The 22,958-nt window shown below is 64.7% G+C and carries 20 protein-coding genes, 1 other RNA gene and 1 pseudogene; 7 read left to right on the top strand and 15 right to left on the bottom strand.

Annotated elements, in window-relative coordinates:
• Positions 1 to 55 precede the first annotated feature (55 nt).
• Genes QQL28_RS14405 through rsmH form a run of 3 tightly spaced genes read right to left on the bottom strand, consistent with a single transcriptional unit; the run spans position 56 to position 3,189 of the window.
• Positions 56 to 1,807: a peptidoglycan D,D-transpeptidase FtsI family protein gene (locus QQL28_RS14405; RefSeq protein ID WP_284266228.1), complete on the bottom strand. Its 1,752-nt coding sequence runs from the start codon at positions 1,805 to 1,807 to the stop codon at positions 56 to 58.
• On the bottom strand, positions 1,804 to 2,196 hold the full coding sequence (gene ftsL, locus QQL28_RS14400) for a cell division protein FtsL (protein ID WP_284266226.1): 393 nt from the start codon (positions 2,194 to 2,196) through the stop codon (positions 1,804 to 1,806). Before ftsL ends, QQL28_RS14405 begins: the two co-directional genes overlap by 4 nt.
• 3 nt (positions 2,197 to 2,199) lie before the next feature.
• The gene (gene rsmH / locus QQL28_RS14395; protein ID WP_284266225.1) at positions 2,200 to 3,189 is read right to left on the bottom strand and encodes a 16S rRNA (cytosine(1402)-N(4))-methyltransferase RsmH; all 990 of its coding nucleotides are present in this window, start codon (positions 3,187 to 3,189) and stop codon (positions 2,200 to 2,202) included.
• A gap of 519 nt (positions 3,190 to 3,708) precedes the next feature.
• Here rsmH and QQL28_RS14390 point away from each other — a divergent pair.
• A complete protein-coding gene (locus QQL28_RS14390) occupies positions 3,709 to 4,491 on the top strand; it encodes an N-acetylmuramoyl-L-alanine amidase (protein WP_431309602.1) in 783 nt (260 codons plus the stop codon).
• A 118-nt stretch (positions 4,492 to 4,609) separates the two neighbouring features.
• Here QQL28_RS14390 and QQL28_RS14385 read toward each other — a convergent pair whose 3' ends face one another.
• The 3 genes from QQL28_RS14385 to QQL28_RS14375 form a co-directional block, all read right to left on the bottom strand.
• On the bottom strand, positions 4,610 to 5,842 hold the full coding sequence (locus tag QQL28_RS14385) for an RNA polymerase sigma factor (RefSeq protein ID WP_284266221.1): 1,233 nt from the start codon (positions 5,840 to 5,842) through the stop codon (positions 4,610 to 4,612).
• Positions 5,842 to 6,192, bottom strand: a complete 351-nt coding sequence (locus QQL28_RS14380; RefSeq protein WP_284266219.1) for a YciI family protein — start codon at positions 6,190 to 6,192, stop codon at positions 5,842 to 5,844. The genes QQL28_RS14385 and QQL28_RS14380 overlap by 1 nt, the downstream gene beginning before the upstream one ends.
• A gap of 98 nt (positions 6,193 to 6,290) precedes the next feature.
• The gene (locus tag QQL28_RS14375; protein ID WP_284266217.1) at positions 6,291 to 6,641 is read right to left on the bottom strand and encodes a YciI family protein; all 351 of its coding nucleotides are present in this window, start codon (positions 6,639 to 6,641) and stop codon (positions 6,291 to 6,293) included.
• Between the two features lie 148 nt (positions 6,642 to 6,789).
• Between QQL28_RS14375 and rnpB the strand changes: the two genes are divergently transcribed.
• An RNA gene (gene rnpB / locus QQL28_RS14370) (RNase P RNA component class A) lies at positions 6,790 to 7,269 on the top strand.
• 179 nt (positions 7,270 to 7,448) lie between these two features.
• Here rnpB and QQL28_RS14365 read toward each other — a convergent pair.
• Both QQL28_RS14365 and QQL28_RS14360 read right to left on the bottom strand, forming a co-directional pair.
• On the bottom strand, positions 7,449 to 8,165 hold the full coding sequence (locus QQL28_RS14365) for an alpha/beta fold hydrolase (protein WP_284266215.1): 717 nt from the start codon (positions 8,163 to 8,165) through the stop codon (positions 7,449 to 7,451).
• Positions 8,166 to 8,240: 75 nt separating this feature from the next.
• Positions 8,241 to 8,681 carry a DUF983 domain-containing protein gene (locus QQL28_RS14360; protein WP_284266213.1) on the bottom strand — a complete coding sequence of 147 codons (441 nt, stop codon included), beginning with the start codon at positions 8,679 to 8,681 and terminating at the stop codon, positions 8,241 to 8,243.
• A gap of 90 nt (positions 8,682 to 8,771) precedes the next feature.
• On the opposite strand from QQL28_RS14360, the gene QQL28_RS14355 reads away from it, so the two are divergent.
• Together QQL28_RS14355 and QQL28_RS14350 are read left to right on the top strand one after the other, a co-directional pair.
• Positions 8,772 to 10,148, top strand: coding sequence for an aminotransferase-like domain-containing protein (locus tag QQL28_RS14355; RefSeq protein WP_284266211.1), 1,377 nt, complete (start codon positions 8,772 to 8,774; stop codon positions 10,146 to 10,148).
• Between the two features lie 30 nt (positions 10,149 to 10,178).
• The gene (locus QQL28_RS14350) at positions 10,179 to 10,919 is read left to right on the top strand and encodes a sulfite exporter TauE/SafE family protein (RefSeq protein ID WP_284266209.1); all 741 of its coding nucleotides are present in this window, start codon (positions 10,179 to 10,181) and stop codon (positions 10,917 to 10,919) included.
• A 97-nt stretch (positions 10,920 to 11,016) separates the two neighbouring features.
• On the opposite strand, the gene QQL28_RS14345 is transcribed toward QQL28_RS14350, so the two are convergent.
• The 5 genes from QQL28_RS14345 to QQL28_RS14325 form a co-directional block, all read right to left on the bottom strand.
• Complete coding sequence (locus QQL28_RS14345) at positions 11,017 to 12,279, bottom strand: O-antigen ligase family protein (protein ID WP_284266206.1); 1,263 nt, start codon at positions 12,277 to 12,279, stop codon at positions 11,017 to 11,019.
• Between the two features lie 171 nt (positions 12,280 to 12,450).
• The gene (locus tag QQL28_RS14340) at positions 12,451 to 13,857 is read right to left on the bottom strand and encodes an MATE family efflux transporter (protein ID WP_284266204.1); all 1,407 of its coding nucleotides are present in this window, start codon (positions 13,855 to 13,857) and stop codon (positions 12,451 to 12,453) included.
• Positions 13,858 to 13,910: 53 nt separating this feature from the next.
• Positions 13,911 to 15,710 carry an ABC transporter ATP-binding protein gene (locus tag QQL28_RS14335; RefSeq protein WP_284266202.1) on the bottom strand — a complete coding sequence of 600 codons (1,800 nt, stop codon included), beginning with the start codon at positions 15,708 to 15,710 and terminating at the stop codon, positions 13,911 to 13,913.
• A gap of 488 nt (positions 15,711 to 16,198) precedes the next feature.
• Entirely contained in the window at positions 16,199 to 17,782 is a 1,584-nt protein-coding gene (locus tag QQL28_RS14330) for a DHA2 family efflux MFS transporter permease subunit (RefSeq protein WP_284266200.1), read from the bottom strand.
• A gap of 24 nt (positions 17,783 to 17,806) precedes the next feature.
• Positions 17,807 to 19,117: an HlyD family secretion protein gene (locus QQL28_RS14325; protein WP_284266197.1), complete on the bottom strand. Its 1,311-nt coding sequence runs from the start codon at positions 19,115 to 19,117 to the stop codon at positions 17,807 to 17,809.
• Between the two features lie 182 nt (positions 19,118 to 19,299).
• On the opposite strand from QQL28_RS14325, the gene QQL28_RS14320 reads away from it, so the two are divergent.
• Both QQL28_RS14320 and QQL28_RS14315 read left to right on the top strand, forming a co-directional pair.
• Positions 19,300 to 19,935 carry a TetR/AcrR family transcriptional regulator gene (locus QQL28_RS14320; RefSeq protein WP_284266195.1) on the top strand — a complete coding sequence of 212 codons (636 nt, stop codon included), beginning with the start codon at positions 19,300 to 19,302 and terminating at the stop codon, positions 19,933 to 19,935.
• A gap of 53 nt (positions 19,936 to 19,988) precedes the next feature.
• Positions 19,989 to 20,339, top strand: coding sequence for a DUF6665 family protein (locus QQL28_RS14315; RefSeq protein ID WP_284266193.1), 351 nt, complete (start codon positions 19,989 to 19,991; stop codon positions 20,337 to 20,339).
• Between the two features lie 34 nt (positions 20,340 to 20,373).
• On the opposite strand, the gene QQL28_RS14310 is transcribed toward QQL28_RS14315, so the two are convergent.
• Both QQL28_RS14310 and QQL28_RS14305 read right to left on the bottom strand, forming a co-directional pair.
• On the bottom strand, positions 20,374 to 21,594 hold the full coding sequence (locus QQL28_RS14310; protein WP_284266192.1) for an extensin family protein: 1,221 nt from the start codon (positions 21,592 to 21,594) through the stop codon (positions 20,374 to 20,376).
• Positions 21,595 to 21,957: 363 nt separating this feature from the next.
• On the bottom strand, positions 21,958 to 22,293 hold the full coding sequence (locus QQL28_RS14305; protein ID WP_284266189.1) for a hypothetical protein: 336 nt from the start codon (positions 22,291 to 22,293) through the stop codon (positions 21,958 to 21,960).
• Positions 22,294 to 22,598: 305 nt separating this feature from the next.
• On the opposite strand from QQL28_RS14305, the pseudogene QQL28_RS14300 reads away from it, so the two are divergent.
• Positions 22,599 to 22,958: pseudogene (locus QQL28_RS14300) on the top strand (DUF2147 domain-containing protein); the annotation flags it as partial.

The raw sequence follows: 22,958 nt of genomic DNA, 5'->3' as shown, positions 1-22,958 counted from the left end.
CGAGATACCAAGCCGGATCCAGGGGAAACCCGACTCGGGGCAGCCTCGGTACGGCTTACTGGGTTGTCCTGGATGCTGCAAGAATAAGGCGGTCGGACGGCGGCAGGTTGAAACGGGGCTCGATGCCCAGGAGCGGCCCGATGCGGGCAATAACGTTACCCCCCGTCGGCACAGCATTGAAGCCTGACGTGATGAAGCCATACGTCTCCTTCAGAGGCTGTGGCTCATCCAGCATGACCAGAATCTGGTACTTCGGATCGTCGGAGGGCATGATCGCGGTGAAGGAGTTGAGCACCCGCTTCTTGGCGTAGCGGCCGTTGATGACCTTCTCGGACGTGCCGGTCTTGCCACCGATATAATAGCCGGGAACATCGGCCTTCTTGGCGGTGCCGATCTCGGCGTTGAGCCGCATCAGATAGCGCATCTTGTCGGAGGTCTCGGGCTTGATGACGCGCTTGGCCATCGCCGCGGCCTCTTCTTCGCTGCGCTTGAGGAACGTCGGAGGAATGAGATAGCCGCCGTTCACCAGGGCGTTGATGCCCATCACCGCCTGCAGAGGCGCCACGGACAGGCCCTGACCGAACGCAACGGTGACCGTGTTCAGCTCACCCCAACGGCGCGGGACCAGCGGGGCAGCGCTCTCCGGCAATTCGGTGCGCAACCGCGTCAACTGGCCCATTTTGGCCAGGAACGCCTTGTGCGCCTCGACGCCTTGGCCGAGCGCAATCCGCGCAGCGCCGATATTGGACGAGAAGGTGAATACTTCCTTGGTGTTGATGAAACGCCCGAGCATGTGGCTGTCATGGATGGTGAACTTGCCGTAGTGCAGGTTTCCGCGTGCATCCCACATCGAGTTCAGGTTGATCTTGCCGGAATCGAGCGCCATTGCGAGCGTGAACGCCTTGAAGGTCGAGCCCATCTCGTAGACGCCGGTGGTCAGGCGGTTGATGCGGTCAGGGTCGTGCGCTTCCTTCGGGTTGTTCGGATCGAAATCCGGCAGCGAGACCATTGCCACGATCTCGCCGGTCTTGACGTTGGAGATAATGCCCGACGCCGCCTTGGCGTGGAACTTCTCCTTTGCCTTCAACAGCTCGTCGCGCAGCGCGTGCTCGACGCGCAAGTCCACCGACAGCTCGATCGGCTTTTGCAGGCGATCGGTGGCAAAGCCTGCGCGATGGAGATCGGCGAGCCCGTTATTGTCGAGCCACTTCTCCATGCCGGCGATGCCCTGGTTGTCGATATTGACGAGACCGATGAGGTGGGCGACCTCGTTGCCGGTCGGATAGACGCGCTTGTTCTCACGCAGGAAGCCGATGCCGGGAATGCCGAGCTTGTGGATTTCCTGCTGCTGCTTCGGCGTGATCTCGCGCTTCAGCCAGACGAAACCCTTCCGCGCTGACAGCCGCTCGCGCACTTCGGCCTCGTCGAGGTCAGGCACGGTGGCGGTGAGCAGCTCGATCGCCTCGTCCTTGTCGATGATGCGACGCGGCTCGCCGAACAGACTCGGCGCCTTGACGTCGGTGGCGAGGATCTCGCCGTTGCGGTCGACGATGTCGGGCCGCGCGGTCGCAACCACATCCTGCGCGCCGCCGCGGCGCGCGCTGTGGACGTCGGCACCGATGGCGAACATCACGAGCCGGCCGCCGATGAGGGCATAGACGGCCGAAAACGCCAGGATTGCAAGGCCGACACGCGCGCGTGCCTTCGCCGCGCGATCGACATTGCGCCCGTAGAGCAGGCTGCGGATCAGCCGCTGATGCCAGGGTTCCGGCGGCCTTGCGGGTTTGCTCGGAGTGGCAGCGCTCATTGCTTGTCCTCCGGCTGCGGCACCGAACCCGTGACCGTGTCGGCATCGGTCGCAGCTTCGATGGTGTTGATCATGGCACCGATCGGATCAGGCTCGCCCGGCCTGACCAGCCGCGGCGGACGATCGGGCAGGTTCTTCAGCGAGTCGTATTGCGTGCCATTGACGGGCTTGAGCGGCAGATGCCGATCGGCAAGTCCTTGCAGCCGCAGCGGCGCATCGAGCTTGGCCCATTCGGAGCGCAGCGCGGCGATGGCATCGCGCTGCTCGCGGATGTCGGCATGCAGCCGAAGCACCCGCTCGGTCCGGGCGGTGGATTCCATCTTGATCCGGTAGACATAGGCCGCGGCGAAGATCAGCGCGCCGATGACGAGGAGGTGGATAATGCGCATGCGCTAGCCGCCCCTCATCACGTCGGAGAGTCTCGGCCAAGATGATGACTCGCCCTCGGCATGCGCGGCAGCCGCGGTCCGCTCGGCGGCGCGCAGCTTCGCGGAACGCGCGCGCGGATTATGCGCGACCTCCTCTTCGCCCGCGACGACGGGACGCCGCGTCAGAAGCTGGAAGCTCGGTGGCACCTGTGCGACCTCGGGCAGATGCCGCGAGCCGCCGCCGGTCTTGGCGCGTTCGCTGAGGAAATTCTTGACGATGCGGTCTTCCAGCGAATGGAAGGACAGCACGACCAGCCGACCGCCGGGCCTCAACACACGTTCAGCAGCCGCAAGAGCGGTCTCCAGCTCTTCGAGCTCTTCATTGACGAAGATGCGCAGGCCCTGGAAGGTCCGCGTCGCCGGATGGATGTCGCCGGGCTTCGAGCGCACGACCCTTGCAACGAGATCGGCGAGCGCGCGCGTGGTCGTGATCGGCGCTTCCTCGCGTGCCGCGACGATGGCGCGCGCGACTTTGCGCGAATGCCGCTCCTCGCCGAAGAGATAGATGATGTCAGCAAGATCGCTTTCGGACGCTTTTGCCACGACGTCCGCGGCGGTCGGCCCCGCCTGCCCCATCCGCATGTCGAGGGGACCATCGAGCCGGAACGAGAAGCCGCGGCCGGCCTGGTCGAGTTGCATCGAGGAAACGCCGACGTCCATGACGACGCCGTCGACGGCATCGACGCCTTGCGCGGCGCAGACCTCGGCGAGATTCGAGAAGCGGTCTTCGACAAGCGTCAGGCGCCCACGAGACCGGTCGACCAGATCAAAGCCACCGGCGATCGCCGTGCGATCGCGATCGATGCCGATGACACGGGTTCCCGGTACATCCAGAATGGCGCGGCTGTAGCCGCCGCCACCGAAGGTCGCATCGACATAGACGCCGCCCTCGCGCGGCGCGAGATGCTCGATCGCCTCGCGTCCGAGCACGGGAATGTGGGCAGGGGAGCTCATGCGCCCGACTCGCTGGGCGTGCGGACGAGAACGATGGTTAACACGCCCATCACGTCTCGAATTGTTCCGCTTCGCGGCGGTTCCACGGCTCAACCCCTGTACGGCGCGTTCGCCCAGCCCGGCGGTCCCCGGCCGCAAACCCTGTTTTCCGCATGGAATTTGTCGGGCAGCCATGGGATTTCGAGCAAAAAACGCGTTGGCCGCCTCCGGACGCGGGTCGGCTCTTCACCTGTCAGTAACGGCCCTTAGCGTTAAGAAAGTGTTGATGGTTCGGTTACAAGTCAAAAAGGTAAAATCCGTGGTGATGCGTCATCCACACACCTGCCGCGAAATGCGCCCGTTAACCGATGCCGGCGATTGCGCGGCCGCAAGTGTAAAGGAATAGTAAAGTGAGGGGCTTGAAGAGCCCACCGCTCTCGTCCGATTGAGCCTTAATTAATGTCGTCCGGTTCGTCCGCGTCATCAGGATCTGATTCGAAGCGTCAACGTGTGCTCCCGGTTCCCAAGGCCGCGGCGAGCATGCGGACGTTCGACCCCGATTCCTCCACCGTCTCCGACATCATCCCCTCTCCGAACTATGGCGAGCGCAACAAGGGCCGCCAGCCGGACATGATCCTGCTGCACTACACCGGGATGCCCGATGTCGAGGGCGCGCTGGCGCGGCTGTGCACGGCGGGCACCGAGGTCTCGGCCCATTACGTCGTGCTCGAGGACGGCCGCATCGTGCAATGCGTGCCGGAGAGCAAGCGCGCCTGGCACGCCGGCGTCTCGTCATGGGCGGGCGAGGACGACGTCAACTCCTGCTCGATCGGCATCGAGATCGTCAATCGCGGCCATGACTGGGGTTATCCGGAGTTCCCGCTGCGCCAGATCGCTGCCGTGATCGCGCTGTGCCGCGGCATCATGCTTCGCCGCAAGGTGGCGCCGCACCGGGTGCTCGGCCATTCCGACGTCGCGCCCGCGCGCAAGAAGGATCCCGGCGAGAAATTTCCGTGGCACTCGCTGGCCAATTCCGGCGTCGGCCACTGGGTAACGCCGGCGCCGATCGTGCGCGGCGAAAGCCTGATGCTCGGCACGATCAGCGACGAGGTGCTGAGCCTGCAGCAGGCGCTCGCCAAATATGGCTACGGCGTTCCGCTCACCGGCAAGTACGATGCGACGACGATGGAGGTCGTCACCGCCTTCCAGCGCCATTTCCGCCCGGCGCGGCTGGACGGCGTCGTTGATCACTCGACACTGTCGACATTGCAGGCCCTGCTGGCGAGCTTGCCGACAGAAGGTGCGACCGTCGCATCGAAGTGACGGCGCAAGCCACATACTTCGTTATTGCGAGGAGCGAAGCGACGAAGCAATCCCGACTGTCTCCGCGGAAACAATCTGGATTGCTTCGCTTCGCTCGCAATGACGGTGTTGAAGTAGCCTACCCCAGTTCCCTCATCCTCCGCGCATACAGCCTCCGCAGCGGCTCGAGCTGCGTCGCCACCGTCGCCGCGACATAGGCCTCGCGTGCCTCGTCCTTCCGGTCGAGCCGTCGCAGCAAATCGGCGCGCACCGCGGGCAACAGCTCGTAGCCATCGAGCCCGCCGCGCGCTGCGATCGCGTCGACGAGATCGAGCGCGCGTGCGGGGCCGTCGACCATGGACACGGCCGCCGCACGGTTGAGCTCGATCACCGGCGACGGGTTGATCCGCAGCAGCACTTCGTAGAGTCCGGCGATCTGCGGCCAGTCAGTCTCCTCATAACTCGGCGCCCGCGCATGGAGCGCGGCAATCGCCGCCTGCACGGCGTAGGGCTGCGGTCGGCCGGGCACGCGCAGCGCATCGTCGACCAGACGCGAGCCTTCCTCGATCTGCGCACGATCCCACAGCGTGCGGTCCTGGTCCTCCAGCAGCACGATGTCGCCGGCCGACGTCTCGCGCCCGGCACGGCGCGCATCGTGCAGCAGCATCAGGGACAGCAGGCCCTTGATACCGGCACGATCAGGCATCAGGCGGTCGAGCAATCGGCCGAGCCGGATCGCCTCGACCGCAAGATCCGGCCGCATCAGGTCTGCGCCTGAGGTCGCAACATAGCCCTCTGTGAAGACGAGGTAGATCACAGCGAGTACGCCGTTGAGGCGCAGCTCCAGCGCGTCGCGCTCCGGCACCTCGTAGGGAATGCCGGCGAGCCTGATCTTCTGCTTGGCACGGACGAGACGCTGCGCCATCGCCTCCTCGCTGACGAGAAAGGCGCGCGCGACCTGCGCCGTGGTGAGCCCGCACACCGTGCGCAGCGTCAGCGCGACCTGGACCTCGGGCGCGAACGCAGGATGACAGCAGGTGAAGATCAGCCGCAGCATATCGTCGTCAAGCATCGTCGCCGGCTCGTCGGGCGCTTGCGCATTCAGCTCGAGCTCATGCACGAGCGCCTGCTGCTTGCCGCGAAACGCCGCCCGGCGGCGGATGCGGTCGATCGCCTTGTTGCGTCCGACATTGACGAGCCAGGCACGCGGATTGTCGGGCATCTCGCGCGCAGACCAGCGCTCCAGTGCGACTGCAAAGGCGTCCTGGAGCGCATCTTCAGCGAGATCGAAATCGCCGACGAGGCGGATCAGCGTGGCGAGCGCCCGCCCCGCCTCGTCGCGGAAGACTTTTCCGATCTCGATGGACGACATCACTTGTAGATCATGACCGGCCTGACTTCGATCGACCCTTCCCTGGCCCCGGGAATTCGCGCGGCCAGCGCGATCGCAGTATCGAGATCCTTAGCCTCGACCAGGTAGTAGCCGCCGAGTTGCTCGCGCGTCTCCGCGAACGGACCATCGGTGGTCAGGGTCTTACCGTCACGCACGCGCACGGTGGTCGCAGTCGTGGTCGGCTGAAGCCCGTCGCCGGCCTTGAAATGGCCGCTCTGGATGATGGACTGGGTGTACGTGCCGTACTCCGCCGACATCTTCTGCCGGTCAGCGGCATCCATCTTCAGCACCTCGGCTTCGCTCCGATAAATCAACAGCAGATACTGCATCGGTTAACTCCTTGATCGGCTGAATTGCCGACATCCAGTCGAACGGGGAACGCACCAAACGACATCTTCACGATTTTTTTCGATGTCGGCGGACGAGATCACTTGTAGATCATGACCGGTCTGACTTCGATCGACCCGTGCCTGGCCCCGGGAATCCGCGCAGCCATCGCGATCGCGGCGTCGAGATCCTTGGCGTCGACGAGATAGTAGCCGCCGAGTTGCTCGCGGGTCTCCGCGAACGGACCATCGGTCGTCAGTATCTTGCCATCGCGAACGCGAACGGTGGTCGCCGTCGTGGTTGGCTGCAGCCCGTCGCCGGCCTTGAAATTGCCGCTCTGAACGATGGACTGGGTATACGCCCCGTACTCCGCCAACAGCTTCTGGTAGTCCGCAGGGTCCATCCTGCTCTGTTGAGCTTCGTTCCGGTAGATCAGCAGCAGATACTGCATCGTTTAACTCCTGTTGCTCGGGGGATCGCCGACATCCGGTCGAACGGGGCAAACATCAAACGACATCTTCAGGATAAATTATTTTCGCATGTCGTGCGGAACGATATCGCCTTGACGAAACCGTCATAAATGCTCATTGCGTACACCATCAGTCGGCCGGACGGCCGCTCCGGCAAGTGTCGAAAGGCCGCCGGGGAGGAAAGTCCGGGCTCCCTTGACATGCGGTGCCGGATAACGTCCGGCGGGGGTGACCCTAGGGAAAGTGCCACAGAGAACGAACCGCCCGCCTTCGCCCTTTGGGCTTCGGCGAGGCAGGCCCGCCGGGCTTGCCACCTCGTAGCAGCGTCAGCTGCGTAGACGGGTAAGGGTGAAAAGGTGCGGTAAGAGCGCACCGCGGTTCCGGCAACGGAGCCGGCATGGCAAACCCCACCGGGAGCAAAACCGAATAGGGACGGCTTAAGCGGGCTGTTCGCGCAAGCGATAACGCCGCGGGGCGATGTCAGGCCCGCCGTCCGGGTAGGTTGCTCGAGGCAATGTGCAAACATTGCCCCAGAGGAATGGCCGTCACGCATCGCCCGCGCAAGCGGGCGGTGCCCTACAAAACCCGGCTTACAGGCCGGCTGATGTTCTAAAGCGTTTTCGAGCGAAGTGGTTTTCCGGTTCGCGTGAAGAAAACGCGTCTTGCTAGGGAGGGGTTCGATGCTAACGCATCGGGCCCCTCACCATTTTGAGAAGTCGTCATTCCCCATTGCGCAATTGCGCAATGGGGGCTCGCGACTTCGTCGCGCCCCGGAATGACGGAGTGAGTCAGGCCACGATCTTCTCAAGCACCGTCATCAGCGCCTCCGGCGCCGTGACGTTCGGCGCGTGGCTGGCGTCGATCTCGAAATAGCGCCAGCCGGCTTCGCTCTTCGTGCGCCTCGCGAACTGCCCGAACGCGTCACCCGGCGGAATGCGCGTGCAGTAGATGTAGCTGCGCGGCATCCCCGGCTCGCCATGCCCAAGCTTCAGCTTCGTCTCGAAGCATTTGACGGGCATGTCGACACGGCGTGCGTTGAGCCAGTCGAGATCGGCTTGCGGCGTATCCGGCGGCGACGGGTTGGGCGGGATGCGGTAGCCGTCGCCTGCCGCCGCAGCTTTGCGCATCGGCTCGCGCGCGGGCTCGTTGAGATCGAACAGCGACTGGCCATCGCGCGGCACGAAGGCGTCGAGATAAATCAGTTGCGTGATACGGTCGCGCGCGCGATCGGCAACGCCGGTCGCGACCATGCCGCCATAGCTGTGGCCGAGCAGCACGATGTCGCTGAGATCGTCGAACCTGATGACGCTGATGACGTCCTGGATATGCGTCTCCAGGTCGATCGAGGGATTTGCCAGATGCGACCGCTCGCCGAGGCCGGTGTAGGTCGGCGCCACCAGGCGATGGCCCGACCGCGCCATCAGCGAATGCATCTTCCTCCAGGCCCATCCGCCCGACCAGGCGCCATGACAGAGCAGGAAGGTTTTAGGCGAACGTGCGGTCATCGGCGTTTCCATCGTTTCTTGTTTGGTACGATGGAGTGTAGCGGCCGACCGCGCGATGTAAACGTCGCGACGCGCTCAGGCAGCTCGCGGTGCGCCCTTGGCCTTGACGAGCACGGGCGCGAGCCGACCGGTTTCGCGCCGCCGCTTGCTCTCCTCAAAGCCGTGCATCCCGACCTGCCATTGCAGTCCGACGATGGCGCCCTTGGTCGGCTGCAACAAAGCGAGCGAAGCAAACAGCGTCACCGGCAGCCACACCGCCAATTGCAGCCAGACCGCGGGTGCATAGGCCGTCTCGATCGCGAGGATCGCCGGCACCACGAGATGGCCGACCACGACGATGACGAGATAGGCGGGAAGATCATCGGCGCGATGGTGGAACAGTTCCTCGCCACAGACGTCGCAGCTGTCGGTGACTTTCAGGAAGTGCTTGAACACATGGCCTTCGCCGCAATGCGGACAGCGGCCGTGAAAACCCCGCCACATCGCCTTCGCCAGAGAGACTGAACCGGTCGTCATGACTACACCTCTTTCTTTCCTGCTTCCTTTCCTACGATCCATACAATAATATCTTGCATCCATACATTCAAAGAAAATGGCCAAACTTGCATGGATTGGGTCCCTACAATCGCCGAGCTCAGCGGCCCCCGCTATCAGCGCATCGTCGACGCCATGGAGGCCGACATCGCCGCAGGCCGGCTGGTGCGCGGCCAGCAATTGCCGACGCAGCGCGCGCTGGCGAAAGCGCTTCGTCTCGACCTCACCACGGTGACGCGCGCCTATACCGAGGCACGGCGGCGCGGGATTTTGGAAGCACGGGTCGGACAGGGCTCGTTCGTGTCGGAGACCAGCGCACGCCGCGCGGTCGACCTGCCGCACCCGGTCACGATCGATCTGTCGATGAACGTGCCGCCGCATCCGCTGGAGGCGCAGCTCGATGAACGCATCCTTGCCGGGCTCGAGGCGATCCGCCAGCAATCCGGCCTGACCGCCTATCTCAACTACCAGCCGCCCGGCGGCAGCCCGCACGAGCTCGACGTCGCCGCCAAGTGGATGCGCACGCGTGTCCCCCATGTCCGCGCCGACCGGCTCGTGATCTTTCCCGGCACGCAGACGATCCTGTTCAACCTCATCGCCTATCTCGCCAGGCCCGGCGATATCGTGTTGACGGAAGCCCTCACCTTCCCCGGCATCAAGGCGGTCGCCGCACGGCTCGATGTCAAGCTCATTGGCGTCGCGATGGATGAAGGCGGCATCCTTCCTGACGCACTGGCCAAGGCGTGCCGCGAGCACAAGCCGAAGGCGGTCTATCTCATTCCGACGCTGCACAATCCGACCACCGCGACGCTCTCGACCGAGCGGCGAAGCGCGATTGCGAAGATCATACGTGACGCCGACACGACGCTGATCGAGGACGATGCCTATGGCCTGCTGGACCGTTCGGCCTCGCCGATCGCCAATCTCATTCCGGAGCGGACTTATCTCGCGACCACGCTGTCCAAATGCATCGCGCCGGCGCTGCGCGTGGCCTATCTGGTGACATCAGACGCTGCCGCGCAGGAACAGATGCGCAGCTATCTTCAGTCAACGGTGCAGATGCCCGCGCCACTGATGGTCGCGCTCGTCACCCATTGGCTCGAGAGCGGCGTCGCGGATCGCATCATCACCGCGATCCGCAACGAGGCGGTCGGCCGTCAGCAGCTCGCGCAGCGCGCCCTCAGGGGTTTTCAATTCCTGGCCAAACCTGCCGCGCATCATCTCTGGCTGCGGCTGCCGGAGGGGCGGAGCCGGACGGAGATCGCGGCGCAACTGCTGCGCAACGGGCTTGCAGTCATCGCCAGTGACGCCTTCGTGGTCGGCGATCATCCGCCGCATGCGGCACGACTGTCGCTCGGCGCCGCACGCAATCGCGCCGAGCTCAGCCAGGCGTTGCAAATTCTCCTCAGCGCGCTGCACAGGCCGGTCGACGCCCGGCAGATCGTCTAGTACACCGCCGATAACAACAAGGACATTGGTGTGGATACACTCAACTACGCGCTGTTGCTTTTCGGCGCATTGGCCGGCGGCTTCGTCTCCGGGCTGGCCGGTTTCGGCACCGCGCTGATGGCGCTCGGCATCTGGCTCTATATCCTGCCGCCATCGCTCGCGGTGCCGCTAGTCCTGATCTGCTCGGTGATCGCGCAGACCTCGACGCTGCCCTCGATGTGGAAGAGTTTTGACCTCTCGCTGGTCTGGCCGTTCCTGATCGGCGGGCTTGCCGGCGTGCCGCTGGGGACGATGATGGTCGCCACCGCCGATCCCAAGGTGTTCAAGCTGAGCGTCGGCGTGCTGCTGCTGATCTTTCCGACCGCGCTTTATCTCAACCAGAGGCCGCTCGCCTTCAAGTTCGGCGGCCGGATTGCGGACGGCGCGATCGGTTTCGCCGGCGGCATTTTGGGCGGCCTCGCCGGATTGTCGGGGCCGCTGCCGATCCTGTGGGCCAACATCCGCGGCTGGAACAAGCATGAGCGGCGCGGCATCTTCCAGCTCTTCAATTTCACGGTGCTGGCCGCCGCGCTGGTGTTGCAGACGGCGTCAGGCCTGGTCGCCACGCAGGTGATCTGGCTCGCGCTGATTGCGTTTCCGGGCACGCTGGTCGGCGCCTGGTGCGGCGCGCGCGTCTATCACGCGCTCAGCGACAAGCATTTTGGCGACATCGTGCTCGGCCTGTTGTTCCTGTCGGGTGTCGGCCTGGTCTGGAACAGTTTCGCGCACTAAAGCATGATCCGGAAAAGTGTGAAGCGGTTTTCCGGAAAGATCATGCGCAAACAACAACCTAAAGCGCGATGACGATTCATCCTAATCTCATCGCGCTTTAGCTCTCAGTTGTCTTCGCCAGCGCCATGCCACCGGCGACGCCGACGCCCAGCACGTAGAGCCAGCCCTCGCTGAAATCGAACAGATGTGAGTTGAACAGCGAGGACAGGATATTTTGCAGGACGACCAGTAGCCCGATCCAGCTCGCAAGCCCCGCGCCGCGGAACAGGAGAAGGTGCGCAAGCCACATCGCGTAGAGCACGATGACGCCGAGCGCGCCCCATTGCACCCCGATGTTGAGGGTCTGGTTGTGGGGATCGCTGACGATCTGCGCGCGCATGCCGCTCTCGCCGATCGCGGCACGCTCGAACAGCCCGCGGGTCGCGCCGGTGCCATGGCCGAACAGCGGCGCATCGGCGACGAAGCCGAGCGACTTGCGCCAGAACTCCAGCCGCGAGCCCATGCCGCTGACCTCGTTCTCGACGGTGGTGCGCTCATAGTCGCCGCTGAACTTGTCGACCGTTGCGCGCAGATGCGGCGAGGCGGTCCACAGCAGCAGGGCGGCCAACGCCCCCGCTCCTCCCAGAGCGAGCGCCGTCCGCCATCGCAGATGCAGCAGCGCGAACACCGCGATCAGGACCGGCAGCGTGACCAGCGCCGTGCGCGAGACCACCACGAACATCATGTTGGCGAGGAAACCGAGCGCAAGCAGCGCCAGCAACGCCGCGATACGCGTTCGACCGCCGCGGACCAGCGCCGCAACCGGATAGGCCAGCGCGAGGGCGCAAAGCGCGAATTCCTGACTCTGGTCAATATAGTTGCGTACCGCGATCCCGCTCTCGACCTTGTAGGGCCCGTGCGACAGATAGAGCTTGAGCGACAGGCTGGGCTCGATCGCGACGGCAAAGGACGTTAGCAGCAACAGCGTGCAGGAGACGAGGAACGCCGCGAACACCCAGTTGCCATGGGGCCAGCGCTCGAACTGGTAGATCAGGAGCGGCAGCGCGAGGAGTTTCGCCGATGGTGCGATCGCATGCAGCCGCTCCGGCCAGGGCGCATCCGACCACAGCGTGCCGGCAAGGGCCAGGACGAACAGCGCAATTGGTAGCAGGCAGATCGGGCGCAGCAGCGAGCGCGGAAATTCCCTGAGGTCGATGAACGCGAAGGCGATCAGCCAGGCCGGGAGCGCGAAGATCACGCCGGTCGTCGTCCACGGCAGAAGCAGCGCGATCAACGCGACGAAACGGGCGGGCGTCCGGTAGCGCGCCGCCCAGATGGCGGAGAGACATGACGCCACCCGCCCGTTCAACGTTTCGCTCATGCCGCCCCCTCGCCTTCCCACGGCTCATGCAAACTAGAGCACGATCCGGAAAAGTGTGCAGCGGTTTTCCGAAAAGATCGTGCTCAAACAAGGAGCTAAAGCGCGATGACGATTCAACCAAAATTCATCGCGCTTTAGCCGGAGCCGTGGGCAAGGGACAAGCGCATGCACCTATTCTGCCGCCGCCGCGCGCGCCGTCGGTACCTCCGGCTCGGGCCCGACTTGCATTGCAGCGACCTCCCGTGGCGCCAGACGTTTGCCAAACTCGCGGCGCAGCAGCCACACGCTGAAAGCAGCCTGCAGCGTGGTCGCCGCGATCGACACATACCACACATGCTCGATCCGGAAGCCGGGCCGCGTCGAGAGCCAGATCGCCGGCAGCGAATAGGTGAACACACGTGTCGCCGAGCTCAGGAGCACCGGCTTGGTGTTGCCGAGGCCCTGGAACATGCTCGAGCAGGTGAAGATCAGGCCCTGCGCCACCATGTTGAGCGAGATGATCCGCAAGAACAGGTAGGCGACCGCCATGGTCTCCCGGTCGTTCGAGAATCCGGCGAGCAGCAGTTCCGGCCCCAACTGTGCAAGGATCATGAAGCCGATCATCACGATGGTGGTGATCAGCGCCGCCTTGACGAAGGTTTCCCGAACGCGTGCGCCGTTTCCGGCGCCGACGTTCTGCCCGGCAATCGGGCCGGCGGCGAGCGCAACCGCGAGCGCCGGCATCTGGATCAGGGCCAGCGCGCGCTGCCCGATCCCGAATCCCGCCTGCGCTGCCGCGCCGAAGTCGCGCAGCACGTAGTAAACCACCGCCATGAAGACGAACATCATCGCGAACTCGCCGCCGGCCGGCAGACCGACATTGAGGATGCGCCTCAGATGGCGCGGCTGCGGACGCCACTGCGCCGCATTGAAGGCGACATAGCGCTCGACTTTGCGGAAATACACCAGCAGCATCAGGGTGCCGATGGCCACCGCGATCGAGCTCGCCAGCCCCGCGCCGGCAATGCCGAGCGCGTAGCCGGTGCCCCACCCCGAGATCAGCACCGGCGCCAGCGCGATATTGATGACGACCGCGAGGACCCGCACCAGCATGGCGGGGCGTACGATGCCGGTCGCGCGCAGCGCGGATGCCGTCACTTGCATGACGAATTCCATCGCCAGCGCCGGCATGAACCACAGCAGATAAGTGGTCCCCGCCTCGATCGTGGCCAGGTCCGTGGCAATCGAACGCATGTAGAGGCGCGACATTGCTGCGCCGATGACCAGGGTCAACAGGCCGAACAGCACCGACAGCACGACTGCCTGGTTGAAGATCAAATTGGCGTCGGGCCGATCCTTGCGTCCCACGGCATGCGCGATCAGCGCCACCGTGCCGACGCCGAGCACCTGCATTAGCGCGTTGACGAGAAAGCCCGCGTTGCCGGCCGCCGCAACGCCTGCCACTGCAGCATCGCCCAATCCCGACACGAAATACAGATCGACCAGCTGGCAGATCATGATCGAGATCATACCGGCCATGATCGGCGGCGTCATGGCGAGGATGTGCCTCACGATGGAGCCGTTCGTCAGGTCTTTCATCTCATTCCATCCCTGGCGGCGTGGCCGACATTGGTCCGTCAGCCACGCGCCATTCATTCCGCTGCTGCAATGTGCCCAAGCTCCACCACCTGGCGCTCGAACAGCCCGCGATAGATGCCTCCTGGCCTGCCCGCGAGCACGGCATGGGTGCCCTGCTCGACGATCTCGCCGCGGTCGAACACCAGGATGCGATCGAGGCTGCGCACCGTCGACAGGCGGTGCGCGATCACGATCGAGGTGCGGCCCTTCATCAACCGCTCCATCGCCTGTTGGATCAGCGCCTCCGATTCCGAATCCAGGCTCGAGGTCGCCTCGTCCAGGATCAGCACCGGCGCGTCCGCCAGGAACGCACGCGCCAGCGCAACGCGCTGCCGCTCACCGCCCGACAGTTTCACACCGCGCTCGCCGACCAGGGTGCCGTAACCCTTGGGCAGGCGCAGGATGAAGTCGTGCGCGTTCGCAAGGCGCGCCGCCTGCTCGATCGCCTCCAGGCTGGCGCCGGGCCGGCCGTAGGCGATGTTCTCGGCGAGCGAGCGATGAAACAGGATCGGCTCCTGCTGCACGATCGCGATCTGGCTGCGCAGCGATTGCTGCGTCGCTTTCGCGATGTCCTGCCCGTCGATCAGCACGCGGCCATCAGAGACGTCATAGAGCCGCTGCACCAGCTTGACGAAGGTCGTCTTGCCGGAGCCGGAGCGGCCGACGAGGCCCACGCGCTCGCCGGCGCGGATCTCGACCGACAGGCCGTCGTACAACGGCGCGCGATGGCCGCCGTAATGGAACGTGACGTCGTCGAACACGATCCGCCCGCCCTCGATCAGGATCGGCGTCGCATCCACCGCATCGGCAATGCCGATCGGCTCATCATGGATCGCAACCAGCTCCTCCATGTCGTTGACCGAGCGCTGGAGGTTGTTGATGTGCATGCCGACGTCGCGCAAATAGGCGTGGATGATGTAGTAGCTCGTCAGCACATAGGTGACGTCGCCGGGCGAGGCGCGCCCTGCCATCCACAGCAACACCGACCCGCCGATCACCGACGCGCGCAGGCATAGCAGCAGCGAAAGCTGCGCCAGCGCCGTGTAGTTGTAGCGCAGCCAGGTCCGCCGCACGCGCACGCGCCAGCGCTTGATGACGCGGGCGAGCCGCGCATCCTCCCGCGCCTCCGCGCCGAACGACTTCACCACCGCGTTGCAGGTCAGCGCATCCGCGAGCGTTCCCCCGACCTTGGTGTCCCAGGCATTGGAGACGCGCGCGGCCGGCGCGATGTAGCGCGTGGAGAACAGCGCCGTCATCGTCACGTAGACCAACGCGCCGAGCGCGATCACCGCGCCCAGCGAAGCCCAGTGCACCCCGAGCAGGATCATCGAGCCGACCAGCACGCTGAGCGAAGGTAGTAGCGCCAGCAGGATGGTGTCGTTCAACAGGTCGAGCGCCCACATGCCGCGCGTGATCTTGCGCACCGTCGAGCCGGCGAACGAGTTGGCGTGCCAGTCGGTCGAGAAGCGCTGCACGCGCATGAAGGCGTCCTGCGCGATGTCGGACATCAGCTTCAGCGTGAACGGCACCATCACCTGCAAGCCGGCCAGCCGCAGCACCATCGAGGTGAAGCCAAGCGCCACGATCGCGCCGAACGCAACCAGCGCCGCATGGTGGGCGGCGGGATCGTCGGGACCATGTGTCAGGGCGTCGACGAGGCGGCCCGAGAACACCGGCATGAACAGGTCGGCGACCGTCGCACCCAACAGGCCGCCGGCGACCGCGAGCGCGCGCCCCGGCTGCTTCAGCCAGTGGCGGAACACGAAGGGCAGCACCACGCGTATCGCCGCGGGCCTTTTTGACAGTGCGGTCATGGCGTTATCCGGCTGCGCGCTGGCGCAGTCCGGCTCCATCAATGGACGCATGACGGCCACTAGGGCCGAAAACGGCGTCGTTAGATCAAATTGTCGCTTGGGAGTTGGAGCGACCGGGGAAAAAGGCCCGGCCGAAGCTGGCGAAAACGGTCTCTAAAGGACCGAGCACACACCGAGCATGAAAAAGGTAGACATCGAGCGCGGGCGTGCGATCTGCGAATGCGTCGAAATCATGCAAATCCCTCCCGGTTCGAGCAATGAGGCGCGCTTTATAGATGTGTCGGTTGCGATTTGCAACACGGCTCGCGCAAGATGTCGCGCGCGTGTTGCAAATTTAATGCGCGTCGCCGCCGACTTGACCTCCGCCGTCATGCCCCGCGAAGGCGGGGCATCCAGTACTCCGCGGCGATAGCTGGCTTACACAACTTCCGCCACGGAGTACTGGATCGCCCGCCTTCGCGGGCGATGACACCGAGTGTGGGGCTTGCCTAATGCGCGTCGCCGCCGCCGGCGAGGGACGCCGGCTTGTTCAGGAGCGTCACCAAGAGGCTCAGGCTGAGATAGAACAGCGTCAGCATGAAGAAGGCGTCGCCATAGCCCATCACGACGGCCTGGCGGTGCACGATCTGGGTGAGCTGCTTCATCGCCATCAGCGTGGCGTCGCCCAGGCCCTGGAACTTCTGCATGAAGGTGTTGAGCGTCTCGGTCGCCGTCGCGTTGCCCCAGGTCACGCGCTCCTGAAGACGCGTGATGTGCAGATCGGTGCGGTTGTTGAGCACGGTGTTGATCACGGCGAGGCCGACGGCGCCGCCGAGGTTGCGCATCAGGTTGAACAGGCCGGAGGCATTCTTGACCCGCTCCGGCGCCAGCGTACCAAGCGCGATGTTGTTGGTCGGCACCATCGCGAACATCATGCCGATGCCGCGCAGGATCTGCGGCAGCAGCAGCTCATAGAAATCGAAGTCGCGGGTGATCCAGGTCATCTGGTAGGAGCCGATCGCGAACACGATCAGGCCGAAGGCGATCATGTAGCGCATGTCGAACTTCAGCATGAGACGGCCGACCAGCGGCGCGACCAGGAACATGGTGGCGCCGGAGACGAACATGGTCTCGCCGATCATCAGCGCGCTGTAGCCGCGCACTTCGGCGAGGTAGCGCGGATAGATATAGGTCAGGCCATAGAGCCCGATGCCGATGCAGAACTGAAGCACGCAGCCGACCGCGAAATTGCGATTGGAGAAAGTGCGCAAATTGACGATCGGCTCGGCCGCGGTGAACACGCGCCAGAAGAAGGCGATCGCCGAGATCGCGCAAACCCAGGCGAAGATCGCGACTGACGTGTCCTGGAGCCATTCGTATTGCGGGCCTTCCTCGAGCACATATTCCAGCGAGCCGAGGAAGCCGGCCATGAAGATCAGGCCCCACCAGTCGAAGCGGTCGAGCAGCTCGAAATGCGGCTCGTCGAAATCGACCAGCGCCAGCACGCCCAGCGTGATGCCGATGCCGGGCACGACGTTGATGAAGAACAGCCAGTGCCAGGACATGAGGTCGGTGATGTAGCCGCCGACGGTCGGACCTACGGTCGGCGCCAGCGTCGCGACGAGACCGATGATGGGGCCGACGATGTGGAATTTCGTGCGCGGAAACACGGTGTAGGCCGAGGCGAACACCGTCGGGATCATACCGGCGCCCAGGAAGCCCTGAAGCGCGCGCCACAAAATCATCTCCTCGATCGAGGAGGCGAAGCCGCAGAGCAGGCTCGATATAGTGAAGCCGGCCGCCGAGATCGCAAACAACAGCCGCGTGCCGAGCGCGCGCGACAGGAATCCCGACAGCGGGATCGCGATCACTTCGGCAATCAGATAGGCCGTCTGCACCCAAGAGACTTCGCTCTGGCTCGCCGACAGACCCGCCTGGATCTCGGACAGCGAGGCGGAGACGATCTGGATGTCCAGGATCGACATGAACATCCCGAACACCATGATGATGAAGGCGAACAGCCGCTTCGGCTCGATGCGCTCCGAAGCAGGGTTCGCCATCAAGGCGGGATTGGCGGTCGTGGCGTTCGCCATGGTCTGACCTCGCAGCGCTTGATGCTACTGCGGATGGATCATCGTGGGATCGTCGAGATCGACTTCGCTGTCGGCGTCGGCCGCACCCTTGTTGGTGTCCACGGTCGCATAGACCGACATGCCGGCGCGGAGCAGGTTCTGCCGCGTGACCGATTTCGGTACGCGAATGCGGACCGGCACGCGCTGCACGATCTTGGTGAAATTGCCGGTGGCGTTGTCCGGCGGCAGCAGCGTGAACACCGAGCCCGCGCCCGCCGCGATGCTGTCGACGACGCCGCTGAATTTACGCATACCGTAGGCATCGACCTTGATCGTCACCGGCTGGCCGGGACGGATGCGCTTGAGCTGGGTTTCCTTGAAATTGGCGTCGATATAGACCTCATCGAGCGGCACAATGTTGCCGAGCCGCTGGCCGACGGCAACGAAGTCGCCGGTGTTGACGAGGCGGTTGGAGAAGGTGCCATCGACCGGCGCGCGCACCGAGGTGAAGTTGAGGTCGCGCTCGGCTTTCGCGAGCGTGGTCTTCAACTCCGCAAGCTGCGCCTGCGCCTCGGCCTGCTGCGCCTTGGCGACGTCGACATTGCTGACTGCCACGTCGTAAGCGGCCTGCGCGGCCTTGACCGCGGCGGCACCCTGGTCGCGTCCAGCTTCAGAGGTTTCGAACGTGGCGCGCGAGGCAAAGCCCTTGCTGCTCAGCGCCTGCTGGCGCTCATAGTCGAGGTCGGCGCGCTTGAGACCCGCTTCGGCGGAGACGAGCTGCGCCTTGGCCTGCACGACCTGGCTATCGAGCGCTGCGACCTGGCGGCCGATGCGATCGATGGTGGCCTGCTGGGTCGCAATCCTGGTCGCGGCGGCGTCGACTGCGATCTTGTAGTCGCCATCGTCGATGCGGAAGACGACGTCGCCGGCATGCACCAGCGTGTTGTCGCCGGGCAGGATCGAGGAGATGTGGCCGGCAACGCGCGCGCCCAGCATGGTGTTGTTGGCGCGCACATAGGCGTCGTCGGTCGAGACGTAGAAGCGGCCGACCAGCGTGTAATAGCCGGCATAGCTCGCGGCCGCGAGCGCAAGCAGAAGGCCGACGCCCATCAGGACGAATTTGCGCTTGCCGGATTTCGGCGGGGCAGCGCTCGGTGCCGGCGTGCCCGGGGCAGGCTTCTCGATTGCAGGCTTCTCCGGTGTTTCGGCCGTGCGGCGCTTGCTCTCTTCGGACACGGAGCGCAACTGTTCGGCGAGTGCCGCCGAATTGTCGCTCGCGGCTTCGCCCTGAGCTGGCGCTTGGTCCAGGGAATCCTGGCGAAGGACGCGCGCCGCCTGGTCTCTCGATACGGCCATGAAGGCCTCCCCACAAAACACGCGATCGGGCGGGCCGCGACGCGGCCCCTCACTTTCGCCAAACGACGAATACCATTGACCGAACGGTTCGGTCAATATAGATTATTCCCCGCTGGAACCCTAGTGGTCCGAATCCTTTCTTTGGGTTTCTGGCGCCAAAAACCCTGGGAAACCCTGCATCAATGGTTGAAGCCGTTCGCGACACCGTCGCTATCGTCTCGGAAGAGGACAGCTCCAAGCGTCGCCAGATCCTCGATGGCGCCCGCAAGGTGTTCATGGACCTCGGCTTCGACGGCGCCAGCATGGGCGAGATCGCGCGGGCGGCCACCGTCTCCAAGGGCACGCTCTACGTCTACTTCGCCGACAAATGCGCACTGTTCGAAGCCATCCTCGAGGAGGAAGCGCTTCAGCACGGCCAGGTCGTATTCAACTTCGACCCCGCGCGCGATGCCGAGACCACGCTGAAGGAGTTCGGGCAAGCCTATATCCATTTGCTGTGCCGGCCCGGCGGCGGATCGGCGATCCGCACCGTGATGGCGATCGCCGAGCGCATGCCCGATGTCGGCCGCCGCTACTATGGGCGCGTGCTGGACAAGACCATCAACCGCCTCGCGGATTATCTGAAGGCCCATGTCGCCTCCGGCGACCTTGCGATCGACGACTGCGACCTCGCCGCCTCCCAGTTCATGGAATTGTGCAAGGCCTCGCTGTTCCTGCCCTTCGTCTTCCAGGCCGCGCCGGCACCATCGGAAGAGCGCATGACCGCGGTGGTCGACAGCGCAACGCGGATGTTTCTGGCGGCATACCGGGGGAAGTGAGAGAGCGCGTCGCCTCGTTGCGCCTGCGCCCCGCGCGGCGCTATACATGAGCCATGTCCCGCGATCTTCACCTCCATCGCACACCCGTCGATGTTCTGAACTATGAGATCGTCCAGGAGCAGGCCTCTGCGCTGGGACGAATGGGGCGCGCGCTGGAAGAAGCCCTCGCTCGCTTACGTGAGTTCGACGCCGCTCATCCATCCTCGGACGCGCCGGCGTCGGCGCAGCAGGCGCGGCGCGCCCTGGTGATGGAAGCGGGCCACGCGCTCTGGATGTTCGTGGTGCAGCGGGAGGCGTGCGGGCTGCGCGACAGTCGCCACATCATGCGCACCTACAACGTGCCGGGCGAGGTGCAGGGCTGCATGGGCCTCGCCCCTCCGGCATCGATGCGGACCGCAACGTGAGTTGCTGACCTCGCTTCGGCCGCGCGTGCGCGCCCTACTCGTCCTCGAACTCGTCTTCCTCGTTGACCTTCTCGCGCTTGCCTTTGCGGCCGAGCGATCCGGTCACGTAGGGATCGCGGGAGTTGGCGTAAGGATTGCGCTGCTGCGCGCGGGCGGCGACCTCGTCGCCGGAGACGGCGGCCGGCTGGCAGATCAGGCGGCGGCTGGCGCGGCGCATCAAGTCGACGTGGATGTGATCGTAGTGATAGACGTTGGAGCCCGGCGCGAGCACGGTGGTGAAATGCGCGCAGGCGCCTGACTGCACGTCGCGCAGAAAGCCCTGCTCCTCCGGCAGGCCGCGCCAGCCGTCCTTCACCGAGATGCGGCGGCCATCGGCGAGCGTGAAGGCGGCGATGTCGAGCGCATTGCCGAAGGCGTGCTCGGAGATGTGGGCGTGCGGATTGCCGTTCATGCCGCGGCAGGAATAGGCGGAGATCTGCTTGATCTCGACCACGCGCTGGCCGAACCAGCGCATCGCCGAGGGCTGCACGGTGTCGGCGAACCAGCGGTCGAGCTCGGAGACGATCGGACAGGCCAGCGTCGCAGTCGGCTTCACCGCAACCGGGCCGACGGCGCCGACGGGACTGCCCTGCGCAGGGCCAAGCCGCGGCAGGGGCTGCTGCTCGGGGCGCTGTGAATAAGATGGCTGCGATCGGGGCGAGTAACTCGGTCGCGCCGGATAGCTCGGCGCGTTCATGTAGCGCGCCGCTCCCGCCGCATCAGTGCCCTCGGGCGGCAGGTCGATCTCGTCATCCTGCGGCGGTGCGATGCCGGGCGCGCTGAGCGAGACCGGGCCTGAGGCTCCGCCATAGCCGGACGGCTGGTTTTGGCGCTGCGGATAGTTCGAGGCGTTCGGATAGGCTTGGCTCGGATAGTTCTGACCTTGCGGATAGCTCGGCTGAGTTCCCGGCCAGCGCGGCTGGTTGCCGATGCTCGCCGGCGGCCGCAGTTCCTCGTCGGCAAAGCCAAAGCTGCTGCTCGCTTCGCCGATGGCAGCCACTTTCAGCGGAAATTCGGCGCCGCAGGCGCCTGGACCGGAGATTGGCTCGATGCGGACGATCTCGGCGCTCTCTTTCACCGCGCCGGATTTCAGGCAGGCGGCTTCGGCCTCGGCCCGCCACGGTTCGCGCTCGGCCTGGAAGAAGCCGCGTCCGCAACCCGCAAGCGAAACAAGGACGATGGAGCCGACGAGATACAAGCGAACTCCGCGCGTCATGCACGCAGGTTCGGTGAATTTATTTAAGGACTCTTCAACGCGTTGATTTCACGTTTCTTTAACCATGCGCGGGAACCCGAATGATGGGTGACCGACAGCACGGCTGACTTTTTCAGATGGAAACTCGCTGTTAACTTTATAAGTTGCGCGCAAAGACGCGCGAACAGAGGGAGCAGCTTTCTATGACGTTCGTCAGCAGACTGAGCGTTGTTACCGCGTACCTCGCAATAGCCTTTGTCGGAGCCATCGTGCTCGGCGTGATCTAGTTTTCGGACATCGACGACGGCTGGCGGGGGGCGCCTCGCGCGATCTCGCGCGCGTGGGTCATGGCGCGCCGAGCCAGACGCGGCTTTGCGGTCAAGTTCAGTCGAAATTCGAGCACTCCGATCCCGTGACGCCGCCGATCTTGAAATCGCGGCACATCATGCCGGGATTGTCGGGGTCGGGATAGCGATCGTCCTTCTGGCGAACGGTATGGCCGAAGCGCCAGCCGCGCGACAGCATGCAGCGCTTGTATTCGCGCGAGGTCATCGTGCCGTTCTGCGGCTTGCCGAACTGCGCGTCGCAGAAGGCACCATCCACGTGCAATTCGTCGGGGCCTCGCGGCTGCTTCAGCACGTTGCGATAGATGTCGGTGTCGGCATGCGCCGCGATGACGGTGCCGGCGAGCAGCGCGGCGATGAGGATGAGGCGGGACACGTTGGCTCTCCTTTGCAGCGATCTTCAGTGATCGGTCGCATGCAAGGCAGAAGCGGGTTCGGTGAGAGACGATTACAAATTGGATAGGCGGAGGCACGCTGCTGTCCCTTCGAGGGTGCAGCAGGTCGCGTGGCACGAGAGATTGTCGCCCCCAACCGAATGTGACGCAGCTCACGCCGGCAAGACTCCACACTTGTGACATCAGTCACGGAAGCCACGGCAGGCTGCGCGTAGGGTCGAACCACATTCGGCGGATGACCGACATCCGGCCATAACCGTTTCCACGCTGCATTTGGGAGGCTGCCATGACCAGGCTTTCTGTCGCCGCTACCGCGCTCTTCCTCGCTTCGACCGCAATTGCCCATGCCGGCAATGCGATCTCCTTCCAGATCGAAGGCCAGCGAATCCAGATCCAGGCCCCACGAAACTGCGCCTCGCTGGACTGCGTCACCATCGTGGCACCCGGCCTGTCGAACAAGCCGATCACGCTGAACAACATCAACCTCAACGGTTTTGGCTCCAAGGACGACAACGACACGACGTCGTCGAGCACGACGACCACCGCGCCCCCGGCTCCGGCGCCCGCTGCACAGCAACCGGCGCCGCAGCCCCCAGTCCAGGCGACCGCGCCTGCCACGCCCGTCGTGACTGCGCCGCCCGCGACG

Origin of the sequence: Bradyrhizobium iriomotense, from assembly GCF_030160715.1 — a bacterium.
In the GTDB taxonomy this organism is placed as follows: domain Bacteria; phylum Pseudomonadota; class Alphaproteobacteria; order Rhizobiales; family Xanthobacteraceae; genus Bradyrhizobium; species Bradyrhizobium iriomotense.
Note: the sequence above shows the minus strand (reverse complement) of the source record. Positions and strands in the feature narration are given on the sequence as shown.